Genomic DNA, 25,143 nt, shown 5'->3' with positions numbered 1-25,143 from the left:
GAAGGAAAGTCGATTTAAAGCAGAACCCCATGATGATGTTTTACAATGGACAGATTGAAAAAACTTATTAGCTATTGTGCTTGGCATAATTACTCCATTTCTCAATCCCGTTCCTCATATCTTCAGGAATTTCTGAATCAAATTTCATGAATTCCCCTGTATCTGGGTGTTCAAATCCCAAAGTTTTAGCGTGCAAGGCCTGTCTTGGTAATATCTTAAAGGTGTTTTCAACAAATTGCTTGTATTTGGTAAAGGTGGTACCCTTGAGGATTTTGTTTCCGCCATAGCGTTCATCATTGAAAAGGGTATGTCCCAAATACTTCATGTGAACGCGTATTTGGTGCGTTCTTCCCGTTTCCAATTTGCAAGACACCAAAGTTACATACCCAAAACGTTCCAATACCTTGTAGTGGGTAACAGCTTCCTTACCAGTATCACCCTCTGGAAAAACAGTCATCTGTAATCTGTTCTTTGGATTTCTACCAATATGCCCTTCAACAGTTCCCTCATCTTCCTCCACATTGCCCCAGACCAAAGCAACATACTCCCGTTCACTACTTTTTTCAAAAAACTGTTTGGCCAAATGGGTCATAGCCTCTTCCGTTTTGGCAATTACCAAAAGTCCAGAAGTATCTTTGTCTATTCGGTGTACCAATCCCGGCCTATTTGAACTGTTCTTAGGCAGGTTTTCAAAATGGTGGACCAAAGCATTTATCAAGGTGCCTGAATAATTTCCATGTCCAGGATGTACTACCATACCGGCGGGTTTGTTGACCACTAAAAGCGTATCATCCTCATAAACGATATCCAAGGGAATGTCCTCTGGGGTCAATAAAAATTCATAGGGAGGATGTTCGAACAGTACTTTGACCTCATCCCCAGCCTTTACTTTATAGTTTTGCTTTACCACCGCATCATTCACCCAAATATGTCCTTGTTTGGCGGCCTGTTGGATTTTATTACGGGTTGCATTCTCAATAAAATTCATCAGAAACTTATCTACGCGAAGGGGTTCTTGACCTTTGGCCGCAGAAAACCGAAAATGCTCAAAAAGTTCATCTGGATTAACCTCAGAATTTGCGGAACTTTCCATATTATTGGGAGTCTGCCTGAATGCGAGCTTTATCAGGTACTGTTCCATTACCGCAGATAAGCTCAATCTTGGAAGTCTTTGGGATTTTATCCCCCGGTTTAAGATACTTGCCCTTGTGCTTCATTTGGTAGACCATATCCTTGCCCAATTCATCAATATAGGTAACACGTTGTACATCTAAACCAACGGCCCGTAACATGGATGTAGCATTTCTTTGGGTCACTTGAATGATATCTGGAACCGTTACTTTTTTATATCCCGATGGGTTTACGGTAAAATATATTTTTCGATTAGACTTTACTTTATTTCCAGCTGGTGGGTCCTGTTCCAAAATGGAAAAACGGGGATAATCTGGATTGTAATTAGAAGAATCCAGTACCTGATATCGTAAACCTGAATCCTCTACCGCCTTTCTCATATCGGATACGGACATTTTCGAAAAATCCGGTACTTCAACAAACTCGCCATGATTGGTCGAACTTTTCAACCATCTTAAAACTCCAAAACCGATGAGTATCACTGCCACTACCGCCAGTCCCAACTGAATCAATAAAGTCTTGCTTTTCAAAAAGCTAAAAAAATGTCTCATTTTAAATGGGTAACTGGACAAATATAGGAAAGCCAATGCTTTTTTCTTTACTTTGAACCAGCCATATTCGACGACCGGATGAAAAAGAACATTGCGATTGTGATGGGAGGATATTCCAGTGAACACGATATCTCCCTAAAAAGTGGAACAGTTGTCCATACGCATTTAGATACCGAAAAATTCAATCTCTACCGAATTCATATCTATCGGAAAAATGGAAGTTTGACCGTGGGAACCTGGGTTTACCTAAATGAAAATGATGAGGAATTTGAAGTAGATAAATCAGACTTTAGCATTACAATGGATGGGAGAAAAGTGAATTTCGATTGTGTTTTTAACGCTATTCATGGAACACCCGGTGAAGATGGTCTTTTACAAGCCTATTTCGAGCTTTTAGGAATTCCCCAAAGTTCTTGTGATCATTATCAAGCTGCCCTCACTTTTAATAAGCGTGATTTGTTAAGTACTTTAAAACCTTTTGGGGTCAAATGTGCCACTTCGTATTATTTGAATGCTGGAGATTTAATCCATGAAAAAGAAATTGTGGAAAAAGTGGGTTTGCCTTGTTTTGTAAAAGCAAATCGCGCAGGGAGTAGCTATGGCATATCAAAAGTCTACAGAGAGGAAGAACTAACAATAGCCGTAGAGAATTCTTTTAAGGAAGACAACCAATTAATCATTGAGTCCTTCTTGGACGGCACGGAAGTTTCGGTTGGAGTAATTACCTATAAAGGCAAGGTAACCGTTCTACCTATTACCGAGATTGTTTCGGAAAACGATTTTTTTGATTATGAAGCCAAGTATGAAGGGAAATCGCAAGAAATAACACCTGCTAGAATAACCAAAGACCAAAAGGAGAAAGTATCCAAGCTCGCAAAGGATATTTATCAGATTCTAGGGCTAAAGGGGTACACCCGGAGTGAATTTATTTTTGTTGGGGATGAACCTTATTTATTGGAAGTAAATACCACCCCAGGACTGACGGAGGAAAGTATTCTACCCCAACAAGCAAAAGAGGCGGGAATCAAATTGTCTGAATTATTTGAAAGCGCCATAGACGAAGCTTTACGTTAGAATACCTATTTTTAGAAAAACTTTCCAAAATGAGACGTGCCATTTTCCCAGGTTCATTTGACCCCCTTACTTTAGGACATTATGATATCATCTCCAGGGGAATTACATTGTTTGATGAACTCATCATTGCCATCGGAATAAATGCGGATAAAAAGTACATGTTCAGTCTAGAGGAAAGAACACATTTCATCAAAGAAGCGTTTAAAGAAGAACCCAAAATAAAAGTTCTTACCTATACCGGTCTTACTGTGGATTTCTGCAAGGAAGTAGGCGCAAACTTTATTTTACGTGGCCTTCGTAACCCAGCAGACTTTGAATTTGAAAAGGCGATTGCACATACCAACAGAAAACTATCAGAAATTGAAACCGTATTTCTTTTGACCTCATCTGGAAAATCCTATATAAGTTCCTCAATAGTTAGGGACGTTATCAGAAATGGAGGAGATTATACGGGATTGGTGCCAAATACCGTCAAGGTAAAATCCTAAAGTTTCAACTCAAGCATTGCATTTTATCGATACTTAAAAGGCAAGAAACTTCAAAAACTTGCCGATAATCGATAAAACAACAGCTTTTGGGTCATTCACAACATTAAAAATAGCCATAACAGTAATACTACTACTTTAGTAGGAAATTTCTTAATTCCCAATCTTAGCATTTTTACTTTGAAATCAACTCAAACTGACCTCAATAATTCTATTTTACATCAATTGCCCTTTGCTACTGCACTGGTCAACTCGTCCTTCAACCTTATAGATGTCTCGCATACTTGGCATCAGCTTTTTCAAGCTACCCCTGATGTTAACAATCCTAAAAAAGTCTTCAAATTCTTTGAAGGTCATGAAGGATGTACTCCGGAACTACTAGAGCAATACTTAATTGGGAATGATATTCGCACCATTCGCCACAAAGTATCAAACAAGGAAGGTATATCCTGGTTAGAAAGTACATTTGCTCCATGGTTTGATGATGACAAAAATATTCAGGGAACCATTATCCAGACCATCGATATTGGCAGGCAAACACAAAAAGATATTGAGCTTGAGCAGACCAAAGAGCTTTTTCAAGCTACCACCGAAATCAATAATATAGGTAGTTGGGAGTATAATATTGAGACCGAAAAACTCTCTTGGTGCAAAATGACCAAACAAATCCATGAGGTTCCTGAAGATTATGAACCAAATGTGTCCGAAGCCATCGAGTTTTACAAGCAAGGATATAGTAGAAACAAAATTTCCATGCTGTTTCATAAAATACTCCAAGAAGGCACATCGTTTAATGAAAGGCTTCAAATTGTTACCCAAAAAGGTGAAGAAAAATGGGTGGCAGCCGGGGGAAAAGCAATAAAAAAAGAGGGTAAGACCTTAAAGATTTTTGGGACCTTTCAAGATATCAACCAACAGGTAATTGCTGAAAAAAGGACCAAAGAAAGTGAGCGTCTACTGACGACATTGATAGACAACCTCCCCATCAATGTATTTATTAAGGATAAGGATTCAAGAAAAATACTGGTCAATAAGGCAGAATGCACCTATTTAGATACAAGCCCGAATGAATTAATAGGTAAAACAGATTTTGACCTGTACGATAATGACATAGCCAAAACCTCTAGGGATGAGGATTTAGAGGTAATGCGCTCTTTAACACCCATGTTGGGCGAAGAAACCATTAGCGTACGCAAAGATGGCAGCATTACTCATTTTCTCACTTCAAAAATCCCACTACTCGATTTGGACGGCAAAGCCTACGGACTTATCGGCATGAGCATGGATATTACGAATCTTAAGCAAAAGGAGGAACAACTAAGAAACCTCATCAATGTAACAGCCATTCAAAATAAAAAGCTCATTAACTTTGCCCATATTGTATCACATAACCTAAGGTCTCACAGTGCCAACTTTTCCATGCTCTTGGATTTTTTGATAAAAGAGAAAGAACCCGAAGAAAAAGAAAGAATTTTGGGGATGTTATCATCCGCTTCAGACAATCTTTTGGATACCCTTGAAAATCTTAATGAAGTAGTCGATATCAGCACAAATGTGAATCTCGATAAAAAATCTGTCGGTTTAAATAAAAGCATTGAGAGAGTACAACAGAACCTATCGGCTTTTCTGGAAAAAAACAAGGTACAGATAACAAATACCATTGATGATAGCTTACAAGTAAAAAGTGTGCCAGCTTATTTGGAAAGCATAATTCTAAATTTAATGACAAACGCGGTAAAGTACCGTCATCCCATGAGAGCTCCCGAGATTACGTTGGAGGCATCAAAAGAACCTAAGGGAATTGCTTTTTCAATAACGGATAACGGATTGGGTATCGACCTTGACCGTTATGGCGACAAAATCTTCGGAATGTACAAGACCTTCCACAATAACAAAGATGCTAGAGGTTTGGGTCTTTATATTATAAAAAACCAAATTGAAGCAATGGATGGGTATATCACCGTAGACAGTTCCGTAAACAAAGGGAGCGTTTTCAAAGTATTTTTTTATGAAGAAAATGAATAGCATTTTTATTGTTGATGATGATCCTATCACTGTTTTTGGCATACAAAAAATGTTGAAAGCATCAGTGGCATGTGAAAACATACTTGCTTTTCACAATGGCAAGCTGGCTATTGACCAACTTAGACAGGACATTGAAAACAGTATTCCCTTGCCCGAGGTAATCTTTTTGGATATCAATATGCCCATTATGGATGGGTGGGAGTTTCTCGAAGAATTCTTAAAGCTGCCCATCGAAGATAGGATTATTATAAATGTTATTACCTCTTCAATAGACCCTTCAGACTACCACAAATGGAATGAATTTAGATTGAAATGTTTTCATTACCTAAATTTCAAGAACAAACCCATCTTCAAAATAGAGACTACAGATCTAAGTAGGATCAACCTAGCTTCTTAATCCATAATTATCCCTATTTTTGAAGCTTACTGGAAAGCATTTTTCCACTTAACACCAATTGTCTAAAAGTTGAGGCCTTACTTTTTATTGTTAGTTCCGTTTCTATTCTTTTCTTCCTGTAAAAAACCTTTGGAAGACGAAGTAGAGACCTATAAGACCATATTTGAATCTACCAAGGGGCAAGAAACGGCTACGTACGAAGAAACCATATCTTTCTATATCCGTTTGGCCAAAGAGTTCCCGGAAATCAATATCCAAACTATTGGAGAAACTGACAGTGGTTTTCCTCTTCACATGGTTACTTTCAATCCTGATGGGGACTTTAACTTTGATAATGTGCGAAAAGAAAAAGCCATTCTTCTTATTAACAACGGAATACACCCTGGAGAAAGTGATGGCATTGATGCCACTATGTTACTATACAGAGATTTGGCGATAGAAAAACTAAAAGCACCTCAAAACACCGTTCTGGTTACCATTCCCATATATAATATTGGTGGCGCACTAAATAGGAATTCCACCACTCGTGTTAACCAAAATGGGCCTAAAGAGTATGGATTTAGAGGTAATGCCCTAAACTATGATTTAAATAGGGACTTCATTAAAACCGATACCAAAAACACTAAAACCTTTGCCCAAATTTTCCATTTGGTAAAACCTGATGTTTTTATTGACAACCATGTAAGCAATGGGGCCGATTATCAATATACCCTTACTCATTTGTTCACCCAACACAACAAAATGGGAGGTGAACTTGGTTCTTTCCTCAACGAAAGTTTTATGCCAGAGATTGAAAAAGGGCTTTTGGAAAAAGATTGGGATATTACTCCATATGTTAATGTGTTCAATAGACCACCCGAACTAGGCTTTGGCCAGTTCATGGATCATCCCAGATATTCCACGGGGTACACAACACTTTGGAACACCCTGGGTTTTATGGTGGAGACCCATATGCTTAAACCTTATGCACAAAGGGTTGAGGGTACTCTTGAAATTATGAAAACTACAATTGGCGTGGTTGAAAATGAATACCAAAACATAAAAAAACTAAGAGCTGATAGTTTTGAAAAAAACATGAATCATGGTAATTACTATTTCAATTGGCAGGTGGATACCACGCAAACATCTACACTACAATTTAAAGGATACGAAGCTGAGGTAATAGATAGTGAGGTTACCGGACTTACCAGACTTAAATATCACAAAGACCGACCCTTTACCAAAGAAGTAACTTATCAAAATTCCTTTTATCCACAAGATACAGTCCCAATTCCGGCAGCGTATCTTGTAAAAAAAGGACATCAAAAAGTATTGGATAGATTTGATGTGAACAACATCTCTTACTTCCCATTGGAAAAGGATACCGTACTACTCGTTGAAACATACAAAATCGTTGATTTCAGCACAAGAAAGAATCCTTATGAAGGCCACTACCTGCATTACAACACCCAAATAGAGAAAAGTGTAAAAAAGGTTAATTTTTCTGAAGGAGATTATATAGTTCCCACAAAACAAGAAGGAATTCGATATATAATGGAAACCTTAGAGCCCCAAGGAGTGGATTCTTTCTTTAATTGGAACTTTTTTGATACCATTTTACAACAAAAAGAGGGTTTTTCGCCCTACGTTTTTGAAGATTTGGCATTGGCTGTACTTCAAAAAGATTCTGTTTTACGGGAGACCTTCTTAATCAAGAAGCAAACTGAGCCAGATTTTGCTGAAAATTGGTATGCACAACTGGATTGGATTTATCAACATTCGCCTTATTCTGAATCCGCTTATTTAAGGTACCCCATCTACCGCATTGCTAAGAACAGTAAAGCCGCTTCCCATCGTCAATCCTGAGTAGGCCAATCCTCAAACAATACTTTGATGTTGAAATAAGATTTCTCCAGAGCTTTTTTGGCTTTTTTGGGACCCTTCCATTTCACTTTCATAATTCCCTCTTCCAATTGACCTTTAAGTTCTCCTTTAAATGGAGTTGACATGGCAAACCAATGGACCACCTTTAAAGTGTATTCCCCATTTCTTTTAAAAATGTGATAGGTAGTTCGCATAAATTTATCAATAGTAAGGTCAGTTACTCCGGTCTCCTCCTCTACCTCGCGTACCGCAGCTTTTTCAATGGATTCCCCTTTATCCACTTTACCTTTTGGTAAGTCCCATTTTTCATTGCGATAGATAAATAAAACTTTGCCTTTGGGGTTGGTCACAAATCCTCCGGCAGCCACAACCACAGGTATTTTGTGCTTAAAAACCTCCAAAAGTTTAGATTCATCCGGATGATATAGATACGCAATATCACTTTTTCCCTTAGCCAATAGATTGATGGCTTCAAGAACCGATTCACTTTCCATGGAAAACAAGTTTCCATTCACGTCTTTTGGCCGTTTGTTTGTTAAAATCAGTGGGGACTCATTAACAAAAACTTTATACATTTGCGCAATGGTTTTAGACAAGGATGTAGCGAAAAAAACAGCTGAGCTATTGCTACAAATTAATGCAATAAAGTTGGATCCTGAAAATCCATTTACATGGGCTTCTGGCTGGAAATCCCCTATTTATTGTGATAATCGTATTATGCTTTCCTTTCCAAAGGTAAGACGTTTTGTTGGCCAACAAATGGCCAAACAAGTGGAACAATTGTATGGAAAACCCGATGTGGTCGCAGGAGTGGCAACTGGTGCCATTGGAATAGGCCTTTTGGTTGCTGAGGTTTTAGACCTACCCTTTGTTTATGTGAGACCGGAACCTAAATCCCACGGGAGACAAAATCAAATTGAAGGACAAATTGAAGAAGGACAGACTGTTGTAGTAATTGAAGACCTAATAAGTACTGGAAAAAGCAGCTTAAATGCAGTAAGAGCATTGAAAAGTAAAAATGTTGAGCTAAAAGGGATGATAGCCATTTTTACTTACGGTTTTGAAATTGCTTCGTCCAATTTTAATGAAGAGAATGTTTCACTTCATACTTTATCAGATTACGACCATTTGATTCAGCAGGCCTCTGAAACTAACTATATCAAAGAATCACAATTACAAACCCTATTGCAGTGGAAATCAAATCCACAGCAATGGAAACAATAACCCAATATGCATATTGAGACTCCAATTCAAAAGCTAGCTAGAAGTCAACAGGAAGTATTTGAATTTTTGACCGACATCAAAAACTTTGAAAAATTAATGCCAGAAAACATTGATAAATTCGAGGTGTTGGATGACGATACTTTCAAGTTTGCCCTAAAAGGCATGCCAGAAATCGTTCTGCGAAGAAAGGAACAAGTTCCTTACGAAAAAGTAGTTCTTGGTGCTGCCAGCGATAAGCTACCCTTTACATTGACAGCTCTTATTAATAGCGTAGAGGAGACAGAAAGTGAGGTTACTTTGAGTTTTCAGGGAGAGTTTAATGCCATGATGGCCATGATGATAAAAAGCCCCATAACCAATTTCATGGAAACTTTGTCCAACAATATGGCTACAGCTGTTTAGAACTGTAGGGATACCTCTTTAAAGGAATATTGAGTAAAAATTTCATCTTCTAGTTCCACAATTAGCTTTCCTTCTTCAGAAACACCTCGAATTATGCCAGGAACAAGTTCGCCATCCTGTTTTTTAAAGGTGGATACTTGATCCTTACGGAACAAAAGAGATTCGTAATTTGTTTTCATGTCAAATGCTGAAATCTGCTCCAATGTGTCCAAGAAAGCCTTTATTTTTTCAAGAATAAGCTTTAAGACATAATCTAAGTCAAAAGTACGTCCTGAAAGGAGGGATAAAGAAGACGCTTTGTCAAGATTATTGAATGAAGCCTGATTTACATTGAGCCCAATACCAATGACAGACTTTTTTACCAAACTGCCATTTAAGACATTCTCAATGAGAATACCACAAATCTTTTTTGAACCTGACATAATGTCGTTAGGCCATTTAACTTTAACGTTTGGAATATTCAAGTCAGTCAAAACGGTATGCAAGGCAAGGGAAACCGCAATATTCAAATGAAATTGATGGTCAACATTGAGAGTGTTAAAATGCTTCAATACACTAAACGTCAGATTTTTACCTGCTTCAGATTTCCATACAGTTCCCATTTGTCCCCTACCCTTTTTCTGTACTTTGGTTACCACTGTGGTATAATCCTTCAAGGCATTGGACATCGCCAAACTCTTTAAATAAAGATTCGTGGAGTCCGTGGCATCAAGTTTGATTATTTGTGATAGTTCTCCCAAAGTGGTGCGTCCAAGGATATATTAAAATCTAGGACTAAGAAAACAAAAAAAACATAACTTTGTAGAAACTAAAATTTTTGAATGCAGAAAACGAAAGCGAGCGCAGATGAACTAATTGCCTTAATACTACATGGAATAGAAGAAGTTAAAGGTGTTGACATTAATCTTTTAGATCTTAGGGAAATTGAAAATACAGTTTGCGACTACTTTATTATCTGCAATGGTACTTCCAACACGCATGTAAATGCAATAGTTTCTTCCATCCAAAAAACCGTGAGCAAAGCAATACAGGACAAACCTTGGCATGTAGAAGGTTCCGATAATGCGGAGTGGGTTTTAATGGACTATGTAAACGTGGTAGTACATGTATTTCAAAAACATATAAGAGAATTCTACGATATTGAAGGACTTTGGGGAGATGCCAAAGTCACCATGGTGGAGAGCAGTTACAATTCTTAAAAAAATGGCAAAAGAAAATAATCCCAATACCCCCAAGAAACCAAGGTTCAGTTCATGGTGGATTTATGGTGTGGTAATCGCATTGATCATAGGTTTCCAATTTTTTGGCGGAAGTGCTTTTTCAAGTACAGAAAAGACAACTACGTCTGAATTACAAGAATATCTCAGAAACGGTGATATCTCTGAAATTCTTATCATCACAAATACCAGACAGGCTAAAGTCTTTTTGACCGAAGAAGCTTTACAAAAGGATGTCCACCGCAATGTGGCGGATAGACCTTTCAACTTTTCCGCGGGCAAAATGCCACAATATGTTCTGGATTACGGAGATCTTCAAAACTTCGAGGATGAAATTAAAAGCATCAAAAAAGAAAATAATCTGGACACCATTGTGGATTTCGACACGGAATCCAATGTATTGGGAGAATTGTTGCTTTCCTTACTTCCATTCGCCCTTATTATAGGTATCTGGATTTATCTGATGCGAAGAATGTCTGGAGGTGCTGGCGGAGGTGCTGGTGGTCAGATTTTCAACATTGGAAAATCGAAGGCCAAACTTTTTGACGAAAAAACAGATACCAGAACTTCCTTTAAGGATGTAGCTGGATTGGAAGGCGCCAAAGAGGAAGTGCAAGAAATAGTAGAATTCCTAAAGAATCCTGACAAGTATACCTCACTTGGGGGTAAAATTCCAAAAGGAGCGCTGTTGGTTGGCCCTCCTGGAACAGGAAAAACACTCTTAGCAAAAGCCGTTGCTGGAGAAGCTAAGGTTCCTTTCTTCTCGCTTTCTGGTTCGGACTTCGTTGAAATGTTCGTGGGAGTTGGTGCTTCAAGAGTACGTGACTTGTTCAAACAAGCGAAAGAAAAATCTCCTGCCATCATTTTTATTGATGAGATTGATGCAATTGGTCGCGCTAGAGGAAAAAATAACTTCACAGGTTCTAATGATGAACGTGAAAATACACTCAACCAGTTATTAACTGAGATGGATGGTTTTGGCACCAATACCAATGTCATTGTTTTGGCGGCAACTAACCGTGCCGATGTACTGGATAAAGCTTTAATGCGTGCTGGTCGTTTTGACAGACAGATTTATGTGGATTTACCTGATTTAAGGGAACGAAAAGAGATTTTTGAAGTTCACCTTAGGCCCATTAAAACAGCGGAAACCTTGGATTTGGACTTTTTGGCCAAACAAACACCTGGATTCTCAGGAGCGGATATTGCTAACGTTTGTAACGAAGCCGCTTTAATTGCGGCAAGAAAAGAGAAAAAAGCCGTTACAAAACAGGATTTCTTGGACGCGGTTGACCGAATTATTGGTGGTCTTGAAAAGAAAAATAAAATTATCACCCCAGAAGAGAAGAAAACCATTGCTTTTCACGAAGCGGGACATGCTACGGTGAGCTGGATGCTGGAACATGCCGCACCTCTTGTAAAGGTTACCATAGTTCCAAGGGGACAGTCTCTAGGTGCAGCTTGGTACTTACCTGAAGAAAGGCTGATTGTTAGACCAGAACAGATGCTTGATGAAATGTGTGCAACAATGGGTGGTAGAGCAGCTGAAAAAGTGATTTTCAATAAAATCTCAACAGGTGCACTTAGCGATTTGGAAAAAGTGACCAAACAGGCCAGAGCCATGGTTACCATCTATGGATTGAACGAAGAATTGGGTAATGTTACCTATTATGATTCTTCTGGGCAAAATGAATATGGCTTCAGCAAGCCTTACAGTGAAGAAACTGCTCAAAAGATAGATGAAGAAATCTCTAAAATCATTGAGAAACAGTATCAACGAGCCATCGATTTATTGAAAGAGAATAAAGATAAATTGACCGAACTGGCGGATCGTCTTTTGGACAAAGAGGTAATTTTCAAAGACGATTTAGAGAAAATCTTTGGAAAAAGGCCATTTGAGAAAGAAGAGCTAGAGACCGCGGAATAGTTATTTGGCATTTTGCTGAAGATAAAAAGGTAAACAAGTAGCCTCAAAAGGAAGTGGGAGTATTTGATAAACTTTTTGGTGGAGGAAAAAAGGTGTCCAAAGAAACTTTGGAAACCCGTGGAGCCCATATGCCTGATTTGAAAATCCCAGTGGATGAAAAATTCACAATCTACTTTAAAAAAAATGGCGGTAAGTTTATCTATTGTGAAGATGATGCAGAAGTAACCGAAGCTTTACAGAACATTATCTCAGAGAATGATTGGCAGAGCCATCTATTTTATGTGATGGACGATAGGCTTGAAAGTAGATTCAAGCAAGACAAGCTCAAATTTACCAAAGTACGTAACGAAAGTGAGATTTTCTTCACCACCTGTGAGCATCTTATTGCACATAACGGGTCTATTCTTGTTTGCTCCAATCAAATCAAGGAAAAGAAACTATCCGAACTACCTTCCAACCTAATAGTTTATGCCACCACAAGCCAGTTGGTAGATTCCATAAGTGAAGGTCTCAAAATCATAAAAGAGAAATATCGCAAGAATATTCCCAATAATATCACTACCCTAAAGCACTTTGAGCCCACACCCGAGAACAAAAATGATTTTCTTTCCTACGGTAGTGCCTCAAAAAATGTATATCTTTTGCTTTTGGAAGATTACTAACAATAATGAAGGAAATACTAAGACGCGCTTTAACCGGTGTGATTTACGTGGTATTGCTGCTTGGGGCGGTTTTTTTAAGTTCTGACGCTTTTGATTTTCTTTTCATGGTATTCGGTCTAGGCTGTTTATACGAGTTTAAAAGGATTGTACGAATAAAAGGATACCACATTTTCATTGCTTATTTGGCAATCTGGTGGGTCTTCATTTACATTACCCAACACCCCTTACCTATCACCATTTTACTGGTTTCCACCTTGATTACGAATCTAAGTTTAATGGCATTTCTCTTTTCCAAGAAAAAAACTAGGTTTACTAAGGTCCAAAAGTTTGGTATTGCCGTATTGTATATTGGAGGTGGATGTATTTTTTTGACCATGATTCCGTACAAGGAGAATGGATTCGCCAAATTTTTAATTATGGGTCTCTTTATTCTAATCTGGGTCAACGACACATTCGCTTATTTGGTGGGCAAATCCATAGGTCGAACAAAATTATATCCATCAGTTTCTCCAAAAAAAACTGTTGAAGGTTCACTGGGAGGTCTTATTTTTGCATGTATAGCAGCATATATAATGGCTGGTTACGAAACCAGCATAACCCTAATCCAATGGATACTTTTGGCTATTATTTTGGTGATAGCCGGTAATCTGGGCGACTTATTGGAATCTAAGTTTAAACGCTTGGCAAAGGTGAAGGACAGTGGTGCCATTTTACCTGGCCATGGAGGTATTTGGGATCGTTTGGACAGTCTTATATTTGCCGCTCCATTTGCATATTTGACACTAAACATTTTTTCCTATGTTTCATAGAGAGGGGCAGAAAATAATTATTACAACATTTTTTATAGCGGTAGCCTTAATCCTTTTGTCCCATTATTATGTGGATATTGAATGGTTAAGAATCGGAATTCAATCATTGGCACTGGTTTTTCTAATTCTTGTCCTTCAATTTTTTAGGAACCCCAGAAGGTCTGTTACTCCAGATTTTGATGAGATTTTGGCTCCAGTAGATGGAAAAGTGGTTGCCATTGAGGAAGTATATGAATCTGAATATTTTAAAGAACAGAGAAGACAGGTTTCTATTTTCATGTCGCCGTTGAATGTCCATGTTACACGTTATGCTGCCAGCGGAACCATCACTTATTCCAAATACCACCCTGGCAAATACCTTGTAGCTTGGCATCCAAAATCAAGCACGGAAAATGAAAGAACCACCGTGATTATGCACACACCGAAGTTCGGTGAAATTGGGTATCGCCAAATTGCGGGAGCATTAGCGCGGAGAATTGTCAACTATGCGGAAGAAGGAGAGCAAGTGACCCAAGGACAAGATGCCGGATTCATTAAGTTTGGCTCTAGAGTAGACTTATTGTTGCCTTTGGACTGTGATATAGCAGTGACAATCAATCAAAAAGTAGTAGGTGCCAAAACCTGTATTGCAGCTTTCAGAAAGAAAGATGAGTGATGATAGCTTACATAAAAAATTTGATGAGGCTGTGGCTTACCTGAACTCCTACACCAAGCCACTACCTGCTGACACCCTCCTTAAACTATATGCCTATTACAAAATAGCAAATAAGAACTTTAACCACCCTGGGAGCAAAACCCCACTAATCAATGCCTTTAAAGCAAATGCATTGATACAGGCTCAAAACATCAGCATGGAAGAAGCCATGAAAAACTACATTGCTTTAACAGATAAGCTCCGTCTCAAGGATAAGAAAGACAATTAAGGGTTTTTGGTAAAGTCAGTTTAATTCTATCCCATCCACTGCCATATCCTTTTCTTGATAAGTGAAGTAAATCCCTCCAAAAATGGTAATGGTAAAATACAGTGCCATCATATAAGAACCAAAACCAAAGTAAGCATTCATTCCAAACCAATTGCCAGTTAAAAGAATCAGCACGAGCCCCGCTATACCTCGAAACACTTCAATCCATACCGCATAGGAAACTCGGTCCATTAGGGTTGTATATCCGTAAATGCCCACAAAAACATAAGCTCCAAACCATAGAAGACCAGTGAATCCAATATTGGAATAGTTGTAGAACATAAACATCATCATTGCAGTGGTAGCCAGTAGTTGAAAAATAACATATCCCTTAAAAACCAAAGAAGCATCAGTTCTGTACTTTTTGAAGTTGTAGACGTCTTCAATGATAGCTACTGGATATTTATTGTTAACGTCAGATGGCCTCCAACCTGTAGGCATGAACCATATTCTTAACTTATCCCAATAGTTGTTTGTACGCCATGCATCTTGCACCAACCTCCATATATGCTGAAAATTGATATGGATTGGATTCCAGGTGTTAGCCGGTTTTAAAACTCCATATTGTGGTGGAACATCATCCAATTCCTCCTGGAAAGTTCCAAACATTCTGTCCCAAACACTAAAAATCTGTCCTAAATTCTTGTCAATGTACTCCGGATTTATAGCATGGTGCACACGATGTTGTGAAGGGGTAATGATAAGGTACTCCAACCAACCTAATTTACCAATATGCCGGGTATGGTACCAAAACTGGGCAAAGAGATGAATGGGTGCCAAAATGGCTATTACTTTGTGAGGTACCCCCAAAAGAGCTGCGGGAATAAGTAAAAGTGGAAAGTATCCCAACAGGTTAGATATGGATTGACGCAACGCACAGGCCAGATTGAATTCTTCACTACTATGATGGATAACATGCTGGTTCCAAAAAAAATTAATCTGATGGCTCAGCCTATGGTTCCAATATCCTGCAAAATCCAAGGCGATAAAGGCTATAATCCAGACCAGCCATGTTTCTTTAATTTCCATCAAGGCCAAATGTTCCAACAAAAATGGATAGCTAACTATAATTACACCTATACCAAGGGAATCTTTAACAATATTGGTAAGTCCTGAGCTCAAACTGCTCACGGTATCCATTACATTGTGCATTTGCCTCTTTACGAAGTGCCCATAAAGGATTTCAACGAGAACCAATCCTACAAAAAAAGGTATCGCATATAAAAGTGCCGTGGCGTAGGTTTCCATACAACTAAATATATAAAAAACCAGTTAAAATTGAAGGTAGACTTAACCAAGAGCCTATCCGAATTGATATGTGAACTTCTTGAAAACCCGTGTTTTGATTTATCAGCGCAGTTTTTCTTTGAAAAAATCCATAGTACGTTGCCAAGCAAGTTCTGCAGCAGGTTTATCATATCTTGGAGTACTGGTGTTATGAAAACCATGGTTTACATCAGGATACATATAGGCAACGTAATCCTTACTAAGTCGTTTTAGTTCTTTCTCATACTCTGGCCATCCTTCATTCACTCGAGTATCCAGACCTGCATACTGCAACATTAAAGGTGCATTTATCTTATAAATATCCGTTTGTGGTTGTCTTCCATAAAAAGGAACAGCTGCAGCCAATTCAGGTAAACGCACAGCCATCATGTTTGAAATCCATCCTCCAAAACAAAAACCTACCACGCCTACTTTTCCATTGCACAAATCATGATTCATTAAGTAGTCATAAGCTGCTATGAAATCTTCCAACATTTCTCCTCTATCGCGTTGGCGCTGCATGGTTCTACCCTCATCATCGTTCCCAGGATATCCTCCCAAAGGTGAAAGAGCATCTGGTGCCAAGGTAATGAACCCATCCAGAGCAGCTCTTCGAGCGGTATCTTCAATGTAAGGATTCAATCCTCTATTTTCATGCACGATAACAATTCCTCCCAGTTTGTTTTTGGTGTCTTTTGGCATGGACAGCAACCCTTTGATTGGACCGCCTCCTTTAGGGGAGTCGTAAGTAACATAATCCGAATTTAACTTGGGATCCTTTGGGTTTACCAACAAAGTATCCGAATAATTGGGCATCAGAAAACTCATCAACGATGGTAATGTGATTCCCCCAACTGCGTATAAGGAAAGTTTTTCCATAAACTCACGTCGTTGTAATTTGTTATGGGCGTAATCATCGTATAAATCAAAGACCTCTTGTTTAATGTCTTCTTTTTTGAGCTTTTTCATGATGTAGTGTGTTTGGAAGTTACGAATACGGTTTTGCTAGAGTCACTCCTAAAGATAACAACTTTCTTTTTGGATTATGAAAAACCATTATTCAACTTTAAAGCGCCTGATATCTTCCGCATTGGTCAAATCTGGAATACGCTCTGACCGAGGATAACAGAGCATACTTTTTGGATTATCGGTAACCATGTTCCGAACTGCTTCAGGTAGTTCTTTTTCGTTACGAACTGGATGAATGGGACAGTTTTTTAGATAAGGATAGATGTCTTTGCCAGAAAAGCTAAAAATGTTCATACTGACACGTAACTCGCCCAATGTATCGCGATATTCGTCCATTTTAGACATTTCGGGCTTTTCAACGATACCCTTTAAATACCCTTCTGAGGCAATATCCATCAAAGCAAATTTGGCCAAACGTCCTTCTGAAAATTGAAGTCCAGAGCTTGCGTAGCTAATTAGCGCATTGGGCTCATCCCTTTCTTTTCGCAAATCCATCAAAGCACCACTGGAATACAAATTATCCCCGTTACACACCGTAAAATAGGTATTCTTTAATTCTGGATATTGGTCTAGACATTGCTCAAGCGCATCAGCGGTGCCCAAGGGTTTCTCAAGACCTACTGGAATATGTTGAATGGCAAAATGCACAAAAACACCTTGATACTTGTTGTTACTATCCTTATTCCCAATCACATTTTTGAACCCTTTATTTTCTTTGGAAGTAATCAAATACACTTTTGTATACCCCGCTTTAGCTGCGTTCTTAATCAAATAGTAAAGCAAAGGCTTCCTTGATTCACCAAGAGGAATAAGGCTTTTGTGGAGTTGTAGTGCTGCATTTTTTGTAGCATCATCCAAATTAACGGTCTCTAGACTTTTTTTCATTCGAGATGAAGCACCGCCTACCATAATGACCAAGTTATCGTTATTCATTTATACTTGGGTTAGATTTACCTCATAGGCATCTTTTGCCCCTTGACTTAAAAAGGCCTCAATAACATCCTTCTTGGTTTCTTCGGTTGCCAAGGCCACCATACACCCCCCTCCTCCAGAGCCAATAATCTTGGTTCCCAAAGCTCCTGCTTTTCTTGCAGCATCCATCGTACCCATCATAGGTTCAGGTGTATTTTGGATTTGATTCTGCAATATCATTTGATGCTCATTCATTAATTCCCCTAGCAAAATTGGGTTAGGGTTTTCCTTTAAAAGTTCTTTTTTGGCATCCTTAGTTATCTGATAGTTATGAATTGCTGCATACCAATGGGCTAAATATTCTTTTGGAACGCAATATTTATATTTTTCATAATCTTTTTCCTCAGCATCCTTGATATTAAAATTAGGATATTGTGTTTTTACAGCTTTAATGGCATTTTGAGCATATATCCGTCCATTTTTCAAGACAGTCAAGGTCTTTTTAGATAATCCCGACTCGGCTACTACCAATGTGCCCAGATTTGAATTTAACTTTGTGCTCTCCCCTTTTTCTGTATCAATAAAAATAAGTCCACCTTGAGCAATGGTATACTGGTCCATTAGTCCTCCAGGTTGATTAAAAAAAAGTACCTCAGCCTCATATGCCCAGTAGCCTACTTGTTGGTTGCTCCATTCCTTCTGGAATTCCTGGCTAGCAAGCAAAAAGCGAATCCAAGCTACAGTTAGAGCGGATGAACTGGACAAACCTGCGTTTACGGGAATATTTCCATGAATTTCAATAGTATATCCTTGATTTAGATGTAATCCGTATTTTTTAAGGACTGCAATGGCTGACAGAAAATAGTCTCCTTGTTCAACATGTTCCAATGAATCATTTAAATCAATAGTACGGTGTTCCCCTATATCTTTTAGCCGAATTTCAAAGTGATTGGAGTTATCGGGAACTGCGGATATATTTATATATCTATCAATGGCTCCGGCAATTACGGGCAGTCCCAAATAGTCTTGATGGTCGCCATAAAAGCAGATTCGGGCAGGTACAGCAATGTTAATCATGGAGTATCAGAAAATGATTATGTAACGATATCCAAAGGATTGGTATTTATCCATTCTCCACGGGTGAAATCTGGAAAAGGTTGAGAAGTTCCACCACTGGCGACAGAACGCTCACTCAAAGGGGCCACGGCACTCCAAAAACAGCCTTCGTATACATTTTGGTCTAAAGGAAGTCCTTTTTGAAGACATTCCACGATACGATACACCATTATACCATCCATCCCACCATGGCCACTATCTTTTGTGGCATTATTCAGTCGTTTGTAGAGTGGATGGTCATATTTTTCATAAATAGCATCCAATTCATCTCCTTCTACCCATGTATGATGGTCTTTTGTAATACCTTCCACTCCACCCTCCAAAGCTATTCGGGTTGGAAAATCGGCCAAAGCCCCTTTGGTCCCTTGAATTAGATTCAATCGGCTATAAGGTCTGGGGCTGGTTTCGTCCCATTGCACCATGATGGTTCTTCCCAAATGGGTCTTGATGATGGAAGTATTCATGTCACCTCCTTTGTAATCTAGCTTATTCCATTTATGATCTACAGCATAGTTTTTTTCAGCGTATGATTTTCGTCCAATGGACGGTGTCGAGAATGAGACTATACTTCCAAACGTATCATCTTTACGTCCCAAATTCATGTATTGGGCCACTGGTCCTAACCCATGTGTGGGATAGAGGTTTCCATTTCTTTTGGCGTAGTGATGTGTACGCCAAGAGCCGGTTCCCCTTTGCTCTTCAGCCATTTGCCAACGTAATTCGTGAATATAAGCCGCCTCGCCATGAAGAATCTCGCCAATCACTCCTTGTCTACACATATTCAAGAACATGAGTTCTTCCCGACCGTAATTGACATTTTCCAACATCATGCAGTGTTTTTGGGTGCGCTCTGCGGTATCCACAATGTCCCACATTTCAGTCAGGGTTACTGCAATTGGAACTTCAACAAGGGCATGGGCACCTTGCTTCATAGCTTCTATGGCCATAGGAGCATGGTTAGACCAATTGGTAGCAATAAAGACTACATCTGATCGCACTTCTTTGAGCATTAACCGCCATTTGTCTTCGTCACCCCAATACTGTGCAACTTTGTTTGCCGTTTTTTTATCTGTAACCTCTTCAACCCATGAGGTTTTTTCTTTCACCAAATCTTCATAAACATCGCAAATAGCCACGACTTCGGTACCTGGTAAGGATGCAAAAAACTTGACGTGGGTACCTCCTCTTGCTCCTACTCCAATAAATGCGGCCCTGACCTTTTCCAATTTTGGGGCGGCAAAACCTCCCATATATTTGGATTGAACGGGCCTACTTTCAGAAGCTCTAACGTATTCTGGAATTATAGACCAAGCTCCAATGGCTGCGGATGAGAGTGTAGTTTTTTTAACAAAACTTCTTCTGTCGATTTTCTTCATTGGAGTGGTCTTTTATTACGTGAATACACGTTGGTTTACTTTATCCCAAACTTGCCAAACTTTTTTCCAAGGTTTCAATTTTAGCTTCGGCATCGGCGGCTTTCTTCCGTTCAACAGCCACTACTTTTTCAGGGGCATTGTTCACAAAGCGTTCATTGCTCAACTTTTTCTGTACGGACTGTAAAAAGCCTTTTGTGTAATTCAATTCCTCGGTAATTTTTTTGATTTCAGCTTCAACATCAATGGAACCTCCAATTGGAATAAAATATTCGTTGCTTTTTACTCTAAAACTAAGAGCTCCATCCAAACCAGAATCAACAAATTCCATCGCTGAAATATTGCCCAGTTTCAAAATAATGGCATCCATGGTATTTCCAATTCCTTCGCTGTTCAAAATGGAAAGTTCTAAACTTTCCTTCTGTGGGATATTTTTTTCTTTACGAATGGTTCTAATACCAGAAATGACTTCAGAAGCAAAACCAAAGTCCTCAATCAGTTCCGTTTTTTGCGGACCTACTTTAGGCCAATTGGAAACAATCAATGCTTCCTGTGGTGTTCGCTTTGCAATATGCTGCCATACTTCTTCCGTTAAAAAAGGCATGAAGGGATGAAGTAACTTTAAATTTTCTTCAAACCAATGAATCACTGCATCATACGTTGTTTTATCAATCGGTTTCTGATACGCAGGCTTAACGATTTCCAGCAACCATGAACAAAAATCGTCCCATACCAATTTGTAGATGGCCATGAGTGCATCCGAAATTCGGTATTTGGAAAAATGGTCGTCTACCTCCGCCAAGGTCTGGTTAAATTTAGCCGCATACCAATCAATTCCAACTTTGGCCGATTTGGGTTGTTCCATATCAACCACTTCCCATCCCTTTATCAAACGGAATGCATTCCAGATTTTATTGGCAAAGTTTTTCCCTTGCTGACACAAGGCTTCGTCAAACAACAAATCATTACCCGCAGGAGAACTCAGCAATAAGCCCACACGAACCCCATCGGCACCAAAATCGCCCATAAGTTTAAGGGCATCCGGAGAATTACCCAGGGATTTGGACATTTTTCGTCGTTGTTTATCCCTTACCAAGCCTGTAAGATACACGTTTTCAAAGGGCCTTTTACCACGATATTTATATCCTGAGATAATCATTCGCGCTACCCAGAAAAACAAGATATCTGGGGCCGTTATTAAATCACTGGTTGGATAGTAATAATTGACCTCTTCGTTATCGGGGTCCAAAATTCCTCCAAAAACGCTTATGGGCCAAAGCCAGGAAGAAAACCAAGTGTCCAGAGCATCTGGGTCTTGTTTCAGGTCTGATTCTTGGATATTTGGATTCTTGGATTTAGCTTTTTCCAAGGCAGCTTCTTTTGTTTCGGCTACAACGAAATCTTCCTTACCATCTCCATAGTAATAGGCCGGTATTTGTTGGCCCCACCACAATTGTCTGGAAATATTCCAATCTCGGATATTCTCCATCCAGTGGCGGTAGGTATTCTCGAATTTTTTAGGGTGCAGTTTCACATCACCTGTCTTCAATACCCCTTCAAGGGCTGGTTTGGCCAAACCTTCCATTTTCAGGAACCATTGGTCAGACAACCGAGGTTCAATTACTGCCTTGGTCCGCTCCGAAGTACCCACTTTATTGGTATGTTGCTCGGTCTTTATTAAAAATCCTTTTTCTTCAAGTTCTTTGGTAATTTCCTTCCGTACTATAAAACGGTCTTTGCCCTTGTAATGAAGTCCATAGGAATTTAGTGTCGCATCTTCATTAAAGATATCAACAACTTCCAAGTTGTGCTTATCCCCAAGGTTTTTATCGTTTTCATCGTGGGCAGGAGTTACTTTTAGGCATCCTGTACCAAACTCAATATCAACATACTCATCTTCAATAATGGGTATTATTCTGTTACAAATGGGCACGATGGCCTTTTTCCCTCGCAAATGAGTGTATCTTTCATCGTTGGGATTGATACAGATGGCAGTATCTCCCAAAATCGTTTCAGGCCTAGTGGTTGCAATGGTTACTTTTTCATCAGAACCTTCAATAGCATAGGATAAATAATACAATAGTCCCTGCCGTTCTTCGTAGATTACCTCTTCATCAGAAAGTGTGGTTTTGGCCTCTGAATCCCAATTTACCATTCGATACCCTCTGTAAATGAGGCCTTTTTCATATAAATCCACAAAAACTTTTATCACAGAGGCTGACATATCGTCATCCATAGTGAATTTCTTGCGTTTCCAATCCAACGAGCAGCCCAACTTTTTAAGTTGTTCAAATATCACTCCTCCATATTGGTCCGTCCATGCCCAAACATGCTCTAAAAACTGTTCACGGGTTAAATCGGATTTTTCTATACCCTCTGCCTTTAATTTGGCAACTACCTTGGCTTCGGTCGCTATTGCAGCATGATCTGCTCCCGGGACCCAGCAGGCATTCTTTCCCATGAGTCGTGCTCTACGAATAAGCACATCTTGAATTGTATTATTGAGCATATGCCCCATGTGCAATACTCCAGTAACGTTTGGGGGAGGAATTACAATGGTATATGGTTCTCTTTCGTCTGGCGTTGAGCTAAAAAAGTCGTGCTTCATCCAGTATTGATACCAGTGCTCCTCAACCTTTTGAGGTTCATATTTTGAAGGAATCTCCATTTTCGGTATAATTTTTGTCTTATTTGCCCCGGATAGAGGTTTGGAAGGAGTCGCATTATTAAATTTGTGCTATACTTCGGCTGAAAGCCCATCCGGAAATACGAAACAAAAATAAGTAACGTTATAACATAACAAAAGAATTTTGGATGCAGGTAGAAAACATTTACATTTGAAATTCACCCAAAACTAGAAATGATGAAAAAAACTGTACTCATGTTATTTGTAGGGTTGTTGTCCTTAAGCATTTATGCTCAGGATACAACTGCTAAAATCGAGTTTAAGAGCGAGACTATCGATTATGGTGAAATCGCAAAAGGTAGCGATGGTATTCGAGTTTTTGAATTTACCAATACAGGAACAGCTCCTTTGGTAATAAGTGATGTTAAGTCCAGCTGCGGATGTACCATTCCAAAAAAACCAGAAGACCCGATTATGCCTGGTAAAACTGGTGAAATCCAAGTAAAGTATGATACAAAGCGTGTAGGGCCCATCAGAAAAGCCATTACCGTTACTTCCAACGCAGATACACCCACTAAGGTTCTTAAAATAAAAGGGAACGTTAAAGCGGAAGGTGCGAAATAGAAAAATTCTATCAAAAGAAAGAAAAGCCTCCGAAACCGGGGGCTTTTTTATTTAGAATACTTTTTTCAATACAAAGGTGAAGAGCAAGTCTCTATTATAGCGTTCAATAAGTACTCGAATGCGTTTTCCTTCTTTTTCGTTGAGCATTTTCAATATCTCCTGAAGCTTGTACTTATGGATTTTTTTACCATTCACTGCTAGTATAACATCGCCTTCTTTAAGGCCGGCCTCCTCAGCAGGACTTCCAACTCTAATAGAAGAAACCACAATTTCGGGAACCAAACTGAGGCGCGTTTTGTTTTCCAACAATATCTGAACATTCCCAAACGAACCACTCTTTTGTTGAACAACGCCATTGGCGTTGGCTATACTTTCTGCAATGTATCGCAACCCGTTGTGCTGCAATTCGATACCTGCAAGATTATATTGAAAAGGTGCCTTGAAGTTTCCGTTTTTCTTGAGTTTCAATGTACCCCGAGAGTAATCAAAAACCATATTAAACCTTCTCAGGATTTCACCGCCTAAACTTCCACTACGATCTCCAAAATTCTTTAAAAACCCAATAGATTCTCGATATGGAAAAGCCGCTTTGGCATCCTTTAACTCAAAATCTCCAATACGGATGCCGTTAACTTTAGAGCGTTTCCCAAAAATATCACCACTAAGTCCTCTGCCCAAATAGTCTTCATAATGCTTCTCTGGTACTTCCAAGCCTTTTTCGGGACGGTGGAAAAGCCAAAGCGCATCACTACTACCCGTATCCACCAGGAGTTTTACAGGTATATCTGACGAATCCTCTGAAAGAACAGTGGCTTGCACGTAGGCTTTTCTGGATTCTACCGTTAACGGAAGTACTTGAGCCTTCTTGTCCAACTTTTCTTCATACAACTCAGGATTGTGTAGTTTGATGTTCTTTGAAGAGTAATTGATTTCCACAATAAAATCTCGAAACAAGTCATACCCCATAATTCCATGGACAGGTACACCCAATGATGTAGAGAAATTGATTTCTTTATCTAAAACCACATACATGTCCTGGTTGTAGTTCTTGGCTTTCCCAAGTTTAAATGCATTTCCCTTGGAACTTAGAGCTTTTAAAGGTTCTCCATCCCCTAATCCTCGAATAGTGACTTCAGAAACATTATTAATCTGTACAGAATCTTGCTCTGCCAAATTGAAAAGAATGGGCTTACTAACCCCAGAGTCCAGCACAAAAGTTAAGTCCGAACCATTGATTTCAATAGGAATCAACATTAAATTATTGACCAATTCAAATCTAATCTTCTGAACTTTCTGTTCGGCAGGTAATTTGAATCCCTGTGCAGAAATCCATAACGGAAGACAGCTAAAAAGAATGGCGAAAAAAGGTATAAACCGTTTCAAATTGTTTACTTCTAAAACATTATCTCTCTTAAAAATAGGAAAAAACGTGTAATTATAACTTTAATTTAACATTACTATAACCGCTTAAATATTTGGAGATTTGGTTGTTTCCATGGCATGGTTTCACCATTTTTGTCTAAAATTT

At 39.0% G+C, this 25,143-nt stretch carries 25 protein-coding genes; 14 read left to right on the top strand and 11 right to left on the bottom strand.

Going from position 1 to position 25,143, the window contains the following annotated elements; translation table 11 throughout:
* Positions 1-67: 67 nt before the first annotated feature.
* Positions 68-1,093 carry an RluA family pseudouridine synthase gene (locus ACOKFD_RS18605; RefSeq protein ID WP_422861037.1) on the bottom strand — a complete coding sequence of 342 codons (1,026 nt, stop codon included), beginning with the start codon at positions 1,091-1,093 and terminating at the stop codon, positions 68-70.
* Between the two features lies 1 nt (position 1,094).
* Positions 1,095-1,682, bottom strand: coding sequence for a PASTA domain-containing protein (locus ACOKFD_RS18600; protein WP_299000815.1), 588 nt, complete (start codon positions 1,680-1,682; stop codon positions 1,095-1,097).
* Between the two features lie 78 nt (positions 1,683-1,760).
* Here ACOKFD_RS18600 and ACOKFD_RS18595 point away from each other — a divergent pair, with 78 nt between their 5' ends.
* From ACOKFD_RS18595 to ACOKFD_RS18575, 5 genes are all read left to right on the top strand, one after another.
* Positions 1,761-2,756: a D-alanine--D-alanine ligase gene (locus tag ACOKFD_RS18595; protein WP_422859271.1), complete on the top strand. Its 996-nt coding sequence runs from the start codon at positions 1,761-1,763 to the stop codon at positions 2,754-2,756.
* A gap of 29 nt (positions 2,757-2,785) precedes the next feature.
* A complete protein-coding gene (gene coaD / locus ACOKFD_RS18590; protein ID WP_422859270.1) occupies positions 2,786-3,244 on the top strand; it encodes a pantetheine-phosphate adenylyltransferase in 459 nt (152 codons plus the stop codon).
* A gap of 177 nt (positions 3,245-3,421) precedes the next feature.
* Positions 3,422-5,266: a PAS domain-containing protein gene (locus tag ACOKFD_RS18585; RefSeq protein WP_422859269.1), complete on the top strand. Its 1,845-nt coding sequence runs from the start codon at positions 3,422-3,424 to the stop codon at positions 5,264-5,266.
* Positions 5,250-5,663, top strand: a complete 414-nt coding sequence (locus tag ACOKFD_RS18580) for a response regulator (protein WP_422859268.1) — start codon at positions 5,250-5,252, stop codon at positions 5,661-5,663. Before ACOKFD_RS18585 ends, ACOKFD_RS18580 begins: the two co-directional genes overlap by 17 nt.
* A gap of 129 nt (positions 5,664-5,792) precedes the next feature.
* Complete coding sequence (locus ACOKFD_RS18575; RefSeq protein WP_422859267.1) at positions 5,793-7,508, top strand: M14 family metallopeptidase; 1,716 nt, start codon at positions 5,793-5,795, stop codon at positions 7,506-7,508.
* Here the strand turns inward: ACOKFD_RS18575 and ACOKFD_RS18570 are convergent.
* The gene (locus tag ACOKFD_RS18570) at positions 7,499-8,101 is read right to left on the bottom strand and encodes an NUDIX domain-containing protein (protein ID WP_299000801.1); all 603 of its coding nucleotides are present in this window, start codon (positions 8,099-8,101) and stop codon (positions 7,499-7,501) included. The genes ACOKFD_RS18575 and ACOKFD_RS18570 overlap by 10 nt on opposite strands.
* A gap of 7 nt (positions 8,102-8,108) precedes the next feature.
* On the opposite strand from ACOKFD_RS18570, the gene pyrE reads away from it, so the two are divergent.
* Both pyrE and ACOKFD_RS18560 read left to right on the top strand, forming a co-directional pair.
* Positions 8,109-8,750: an orotate phosphoribosyltransferase gene (gene pyrE / locus ACOKFD_RS18565; protein WP_422859266.1), complete on the top strand. Its 642-nt coding sequence runs from the start codon at positions 8,109-8,111 to the stop codon at positions 8,748-8,750.
* Between the two features lie 6 nt (positions 8,751-8,756).
* Positions 8,757-9,152 carry an SRPBCC family protein gene (locus ACOKFD_RS18560; protein ID WP_422859265.1) on the top strand — a complete coding sequence of 132 codons (396 nt, stop codon included), beginning with the start codon at positions 8,757-8,759 and terminating at the stop codon, positions 9,150-9,152.
* On the opposite strand, the gene ACOKFD_RS18555 is transcribed toward ACOKFD_RS18560, so the two are convergent.
* On the bottom strand, positions 9,149-9,892 hold the full coding sequence (locus tag ACOKFD_RS18555) for a biotin--[acetyl-CoA-carboxylase] ligase (RefSeq protein ID WP_422859264.1): 744 nt from the start codon (positions 9,890-9,892) through the stop codon (positions 9,149-9,151). The genes ACOKFD_RS18560 and ACOKFD_RS18555 overlap by 4 nt on opposite strands.
* 81 nt (positions 9,893-9,973) lie before the next feature.
* Here ACOKFD_RS18555 and rsfS point away from each other — a divergent pair, with 81 nt between their 5' ends.
* Genes rsfS through ACOKFD_RS18525 form a run of 6 tightly spaced genes read left to right on the top strand, consistent with a single transcriptional unit; the run spans position 9,974 to position 14,690 of the window.
* Positions 9,974-10,351, top strand: coding sequence for a ribosome silencing factor (gene rsfS / locus ACOKFD_RS18550; RefSeq protein ID WP_106147839.1), 378 nt, complete (start codon positions 9,974-9,976; stop codon positions 10,349-10,351).
* A 4-nt stretch (positions 10,352-10,355) separates the two neighbouring features.
* A complete protein-coding gene (gene ftsH / locus ACOKFD_RS18545) occupies positions 10,356-12,296 on the top strand; it encodes an ATP-dependent zinc metalloprotease FtsH (RefSeq protein WP_422859263.1) in 1,941 nt (646 codons plus the stop codon).
* 53 nt (positions 12,297-12,349) lie between these two features.
* A complete protein-coding gene (locus ACOKFD_RS18540) occupies positions 12,350-12,958 on the top strand; it encodes an LUD domain-containing protein (protein ID WP_299000789.1) in 609 nt (202 codons plus the stop codon).
* Positions 12,959-12,963: 5 nt separating this feature from the next.
* Positions 12,964-13,767: a phosphatidate cytidylyltransferase gene (locus ACOKFD_RS18535; RefSeq protein ID WP_422859262.1), complete on the top strand. Its 804-nt coding sequence runs from the start codon at positions 12,964-12,966 to the stop codon at positions 13,765-13,767.
* Positions 13,757-14,422, top strand: coding sequence for a phosphatidylserine decarboxylase family protein (locus ACOKFD_RS18530; RefSeq protein WP_299000786.1), 666 nt, complete (start codon positions 13,757-13,759; stop codon positions 14,420-14,422). Before ACOKFD_RS18535 ends, ACOKFD_RS18530 begins: the two co-directional genes overlap by 11 nt.
* A complete protein-coding gene (locus tag ACOKFD_RS18525) occupies positions 14,415-14,690 on the top strand; it encodes an acyl-CoA-binding domain-containing protein (protein ID WP_299000926.1) in 276 nt (91 codons plus the stop codon). The genes ACOKFD_RS18530 and ACOKFD_RS18525 overlap by 8 nt, the downstream gene beginning before the upstream one ends.
* A gap of 15 nt (positions 14,691-14,705) precedes the next feature.
* Here ACOKFD_RS18525 and ACOKFD_RS18520 read toward each other — a convergent pair whose 3' ends face one another.
* The 6 genes from ACOKFD_RS18520 to ACOKFD_RS18495 all read right to left on the bottom strand — a co-directional run bounded on the left by ACOKFD_RS18520 (position 14,706) and on the right by ACOKFD_RS18495 (position 23,033).
* Positions 14,706-15,977 (bottom strand): sterol desaturase family protein, encoded by a 1,272-nt coding sequence (locus ACOKFD_RS18520; RefSeq protein WP_422859261.1) that lies wholly within the window; start codon positions 15,975-15,977, stop codon positions 14,706-14,708.
* A gap of 102 nt (positions 15,978-16,079) precedes the next feature.
* The gene (locus tag ACOKFD_RS18515; RefSeq protein WP_422859260.1) at positions 16,080-16,964 is read right to left on the bottom strand and encodes a dienelactone hydrolase family protein; all 885 of its coding nucleotides are present in this window, start codon (positions 16,962-16,964) and stop codon (positions 16,080-16,082) included.
* Positions 16,965-17,051: 87 nt separating this feature from the next.
* The gene (locus ACOKFD_RS18510; protein ID WP_422859259.1) at positions 17,052-17,897 is read right to left on the bottom strand and encodes a sugar phosphate nucleotidyltransferase; all 846 of its coding nucleotides are present in this window, start codon (positions 17,895-17,897) and stop codon (positions 17,052-17,054) included.
* Entirely contained in the window at positions 17,898-18,953 is a 1,056-nt protein-coding gene (locus ACOKFD_RS18505; RefSeq protein ID WP_422859258.1) for a mevalonate kinase family protein, read from the bottom strand.
* 17 nt (positions 18,954-18,970) lie between these two features.
* Complete coding sequence (locus ACOKFD_RS18500; protein ID WP_422859257.1) at positions 18,971-20,368, bottom strand: Gfo/Idh/MocA family protein; 1,398 nt, start codon at positions 20,366-20,368, stop codon at positions 18,971-18,973.
* Between the two features lie 40 nt (positions 20,369-20,408).
* Positions 20,409-23,033 (bottom strand): valine--tRNA ligase, encoded by a 2,625-nt coding sequence (locus ACOKFD_RS18495; RefSeq protein WP_422859256.1) that lies wholly within the window; start codon positions 23,031-23,033, stop codon positions 20,409-20,411.
* A gap of 192 nt (positions 23,034-23,225) precedes the next feature.
* On the opposite strand from ACOKFD_RS18495, the gene ACOKFD_RS18490 reads away from it, so the two are divergent.
* A complete protein-coding gene (locus tag ACOKFD_RS18490) occupies positions 23,226-23,615 on the top strand; it encodes a DUF1573 domain-containing protein (protein WP_422859255.1) in 390 nt (129 codons plus the stop codon).
* A 51-nt stretch (positions 23,616-23,666) separates the two neighbouring features.
* Here ACOKFD_RS18490 and ACOKFD_RS18485 read toward each other — a convergent pair whose 3' ends face one another.
* Positions 23,667-24,998: an aspartyl protease family protein gene (locus ACOKFD_RS18485; protein ID WP_422859254.1), complete on the bottom strand. Its 1,332-nt coding sequence runs from the start codon at positions 24,996-24,998 to the stop codon at positions 23,667-23,669.
* Positions 24,999-25,143: the final 145 nt, after the last annotated feature.

The sequence above is a fragment of the Flagellimonas ulvae genome, assembly GCF_049333175.1.
In the GTDB taxonomy this organism is placed as follows: Bacteria; Bacteroidota; Bacteroidia; order Flavobacteriales; family Flavobacteriaceae; genus Flagellimonas.
The sequence above is the reverse complement of the archived record's forward strand: the minus strand, read 5'-3'. Positions and strand labels throughout refer to the sequence as shown.

Excerpts from the sequence above, each read along its gene's own strand:
- ACOKFD_RS18490 (WP_422859255.1), top strand. The coding sequence starts at position 23,226 with ATGATGAAAAAAACTGTACTCATGTTATTTGTAGGGTTGTTGTCCTTA.
- ACOKFD_RS18500 (WP_422859257.1), bottom strand. The coding sequence starts at position 20,368 with ATGAAGAAAATCGACAGAAGAAGTTTTGTTAAAAAAACTACACTCTCA.
- ACOKFD_RS18495 (WP_422859256.1), bottom strand. The coding sequence starts at position 23,033 with ATGGAGATTCCTTCAAAATATGAACCTCAAAAGGTTGAGGAGCACTGG.
- ACOKFD_RS18580 (WP_422859268.1), top strand. The coding sequence starts at position 5,250 with ATGAAGAAAATGAATAGCATTTTTATTGTTGATGATGATCCTATCACT.
- ACOKFD_RS18505 (WP_422859258.1), bottom strand. The coding sequence starts at position 18,953 with ATGATTAACATTGCTGTACCTGCCCGAATCTGCTTTTATGGCGACCAT.
- ACOKFD_RS18560 (WP_422859265.1), top strand. The coding sequence starts at position 8,757 with ATGCATATTGAGACTCCAATTCAAAAGCTAGCTAGAAGTCAACAGGAA.
- ACOKFD_RS18510 (WP_422859259.1), bottom strand. The coding sequence starts at position 17,897 with ATGAATAACGATAACTTGGTCATTATGGTAGGCGGTGCTTCATCTCGA.
- coaD (WP_422859270.1), top strand. The coding sequence starts at position 2,786 with ATGAGACGTGCCATTTTCCCAGGTTCATTTGACCCCCTTACTTTAGGA.
- ACOKFD_RS18530 (WP_299000786.1), top strand. The coding sequence starts at position 13,757 with ATGTTTCATAGAGAGGGGCAGAAAATAATTATTACAACATTTTTTATA.
- ACOKFD_RS18520 (WP_422859261.1), bottom strand. The coding sequence starts at position 15,977 with ATGGAAACCTACGCCACGGCACTTTTATATGCGATACCTTTTTTTGTA.
- rsfS (WP_106147839.1), top strand. The coding sequence starts at position 9,974 with ATGCAGAAAACGAAAGCGAGCGCAGATGAACTAATTGCCTTAATACTA.
- ACOKFD_RS18570 (WP_299000801.1), bottom strand. The coding sequence starts at position 8,101 with ATGTATAAAGTTTTTGTTAATGAGTCCCCACTGATTTTAACAAACAAA.
- ACOKFD_RS18600 (WP_299000815.1), bottom strand. The coding sequence starts at position 1,682 with ATGAGACATTTTTTTAGCTTTTTGAAAAGCAAGACTTTATTGATTCAG.
- ACOKFD_RS18605 (WP_422861037.1), bottom strand. The coding sequence starts at position 1,093 with ATGGAAAGTTCCGCAAATTCTGAGGTTAATCCAGATGAACTTTTTGAG.
- ACOKFD_RS18515 (WP_422859260.1), bottom strand. The coding sequence starts at position 16,964 with ATGAAAAAGCTCAAAAAAGAAGACATTAAACAAGAGGTCTTTGATTTA.
- pyrE (WP_422859266.1), top strand. The coding sequence starts at position 8,109 with ATGGTTTTAGACAAGGATGTAGCGAAAAAAACAGCTGAGCTATTGCTA.
- ftsH (WP_422859263.1), top strand. The coding sequence starts at position 10,356 with ATGGCAAAAGAAAATAATCCCAATACCCCCAAGAAACCAAGGTTCAGT.
- ACOKFD_RS18535 (WP_422859262.1), top strand. The coding sequence starts at position 12,964 with ATGAAGGAAATACTAAGACGCGCTTTAACCGGTGTGATTTACGTGGTA.
- ACOKFD_RS18525 (WP_299000926.1), top strand. The coding sequence starts at position 14,415 with ATGAGTGATGATAGCTTACATAAAAAATTTGATGAGGCTGTGGCTTAC.
- ACOKFD_RS18595 (WP_422859271.1), top strand. The coding sequence starts at position 1,761 with ATGAAAAAGAACATTGCGATTGTGATGGGAGGATATTCCAGTGAACAC.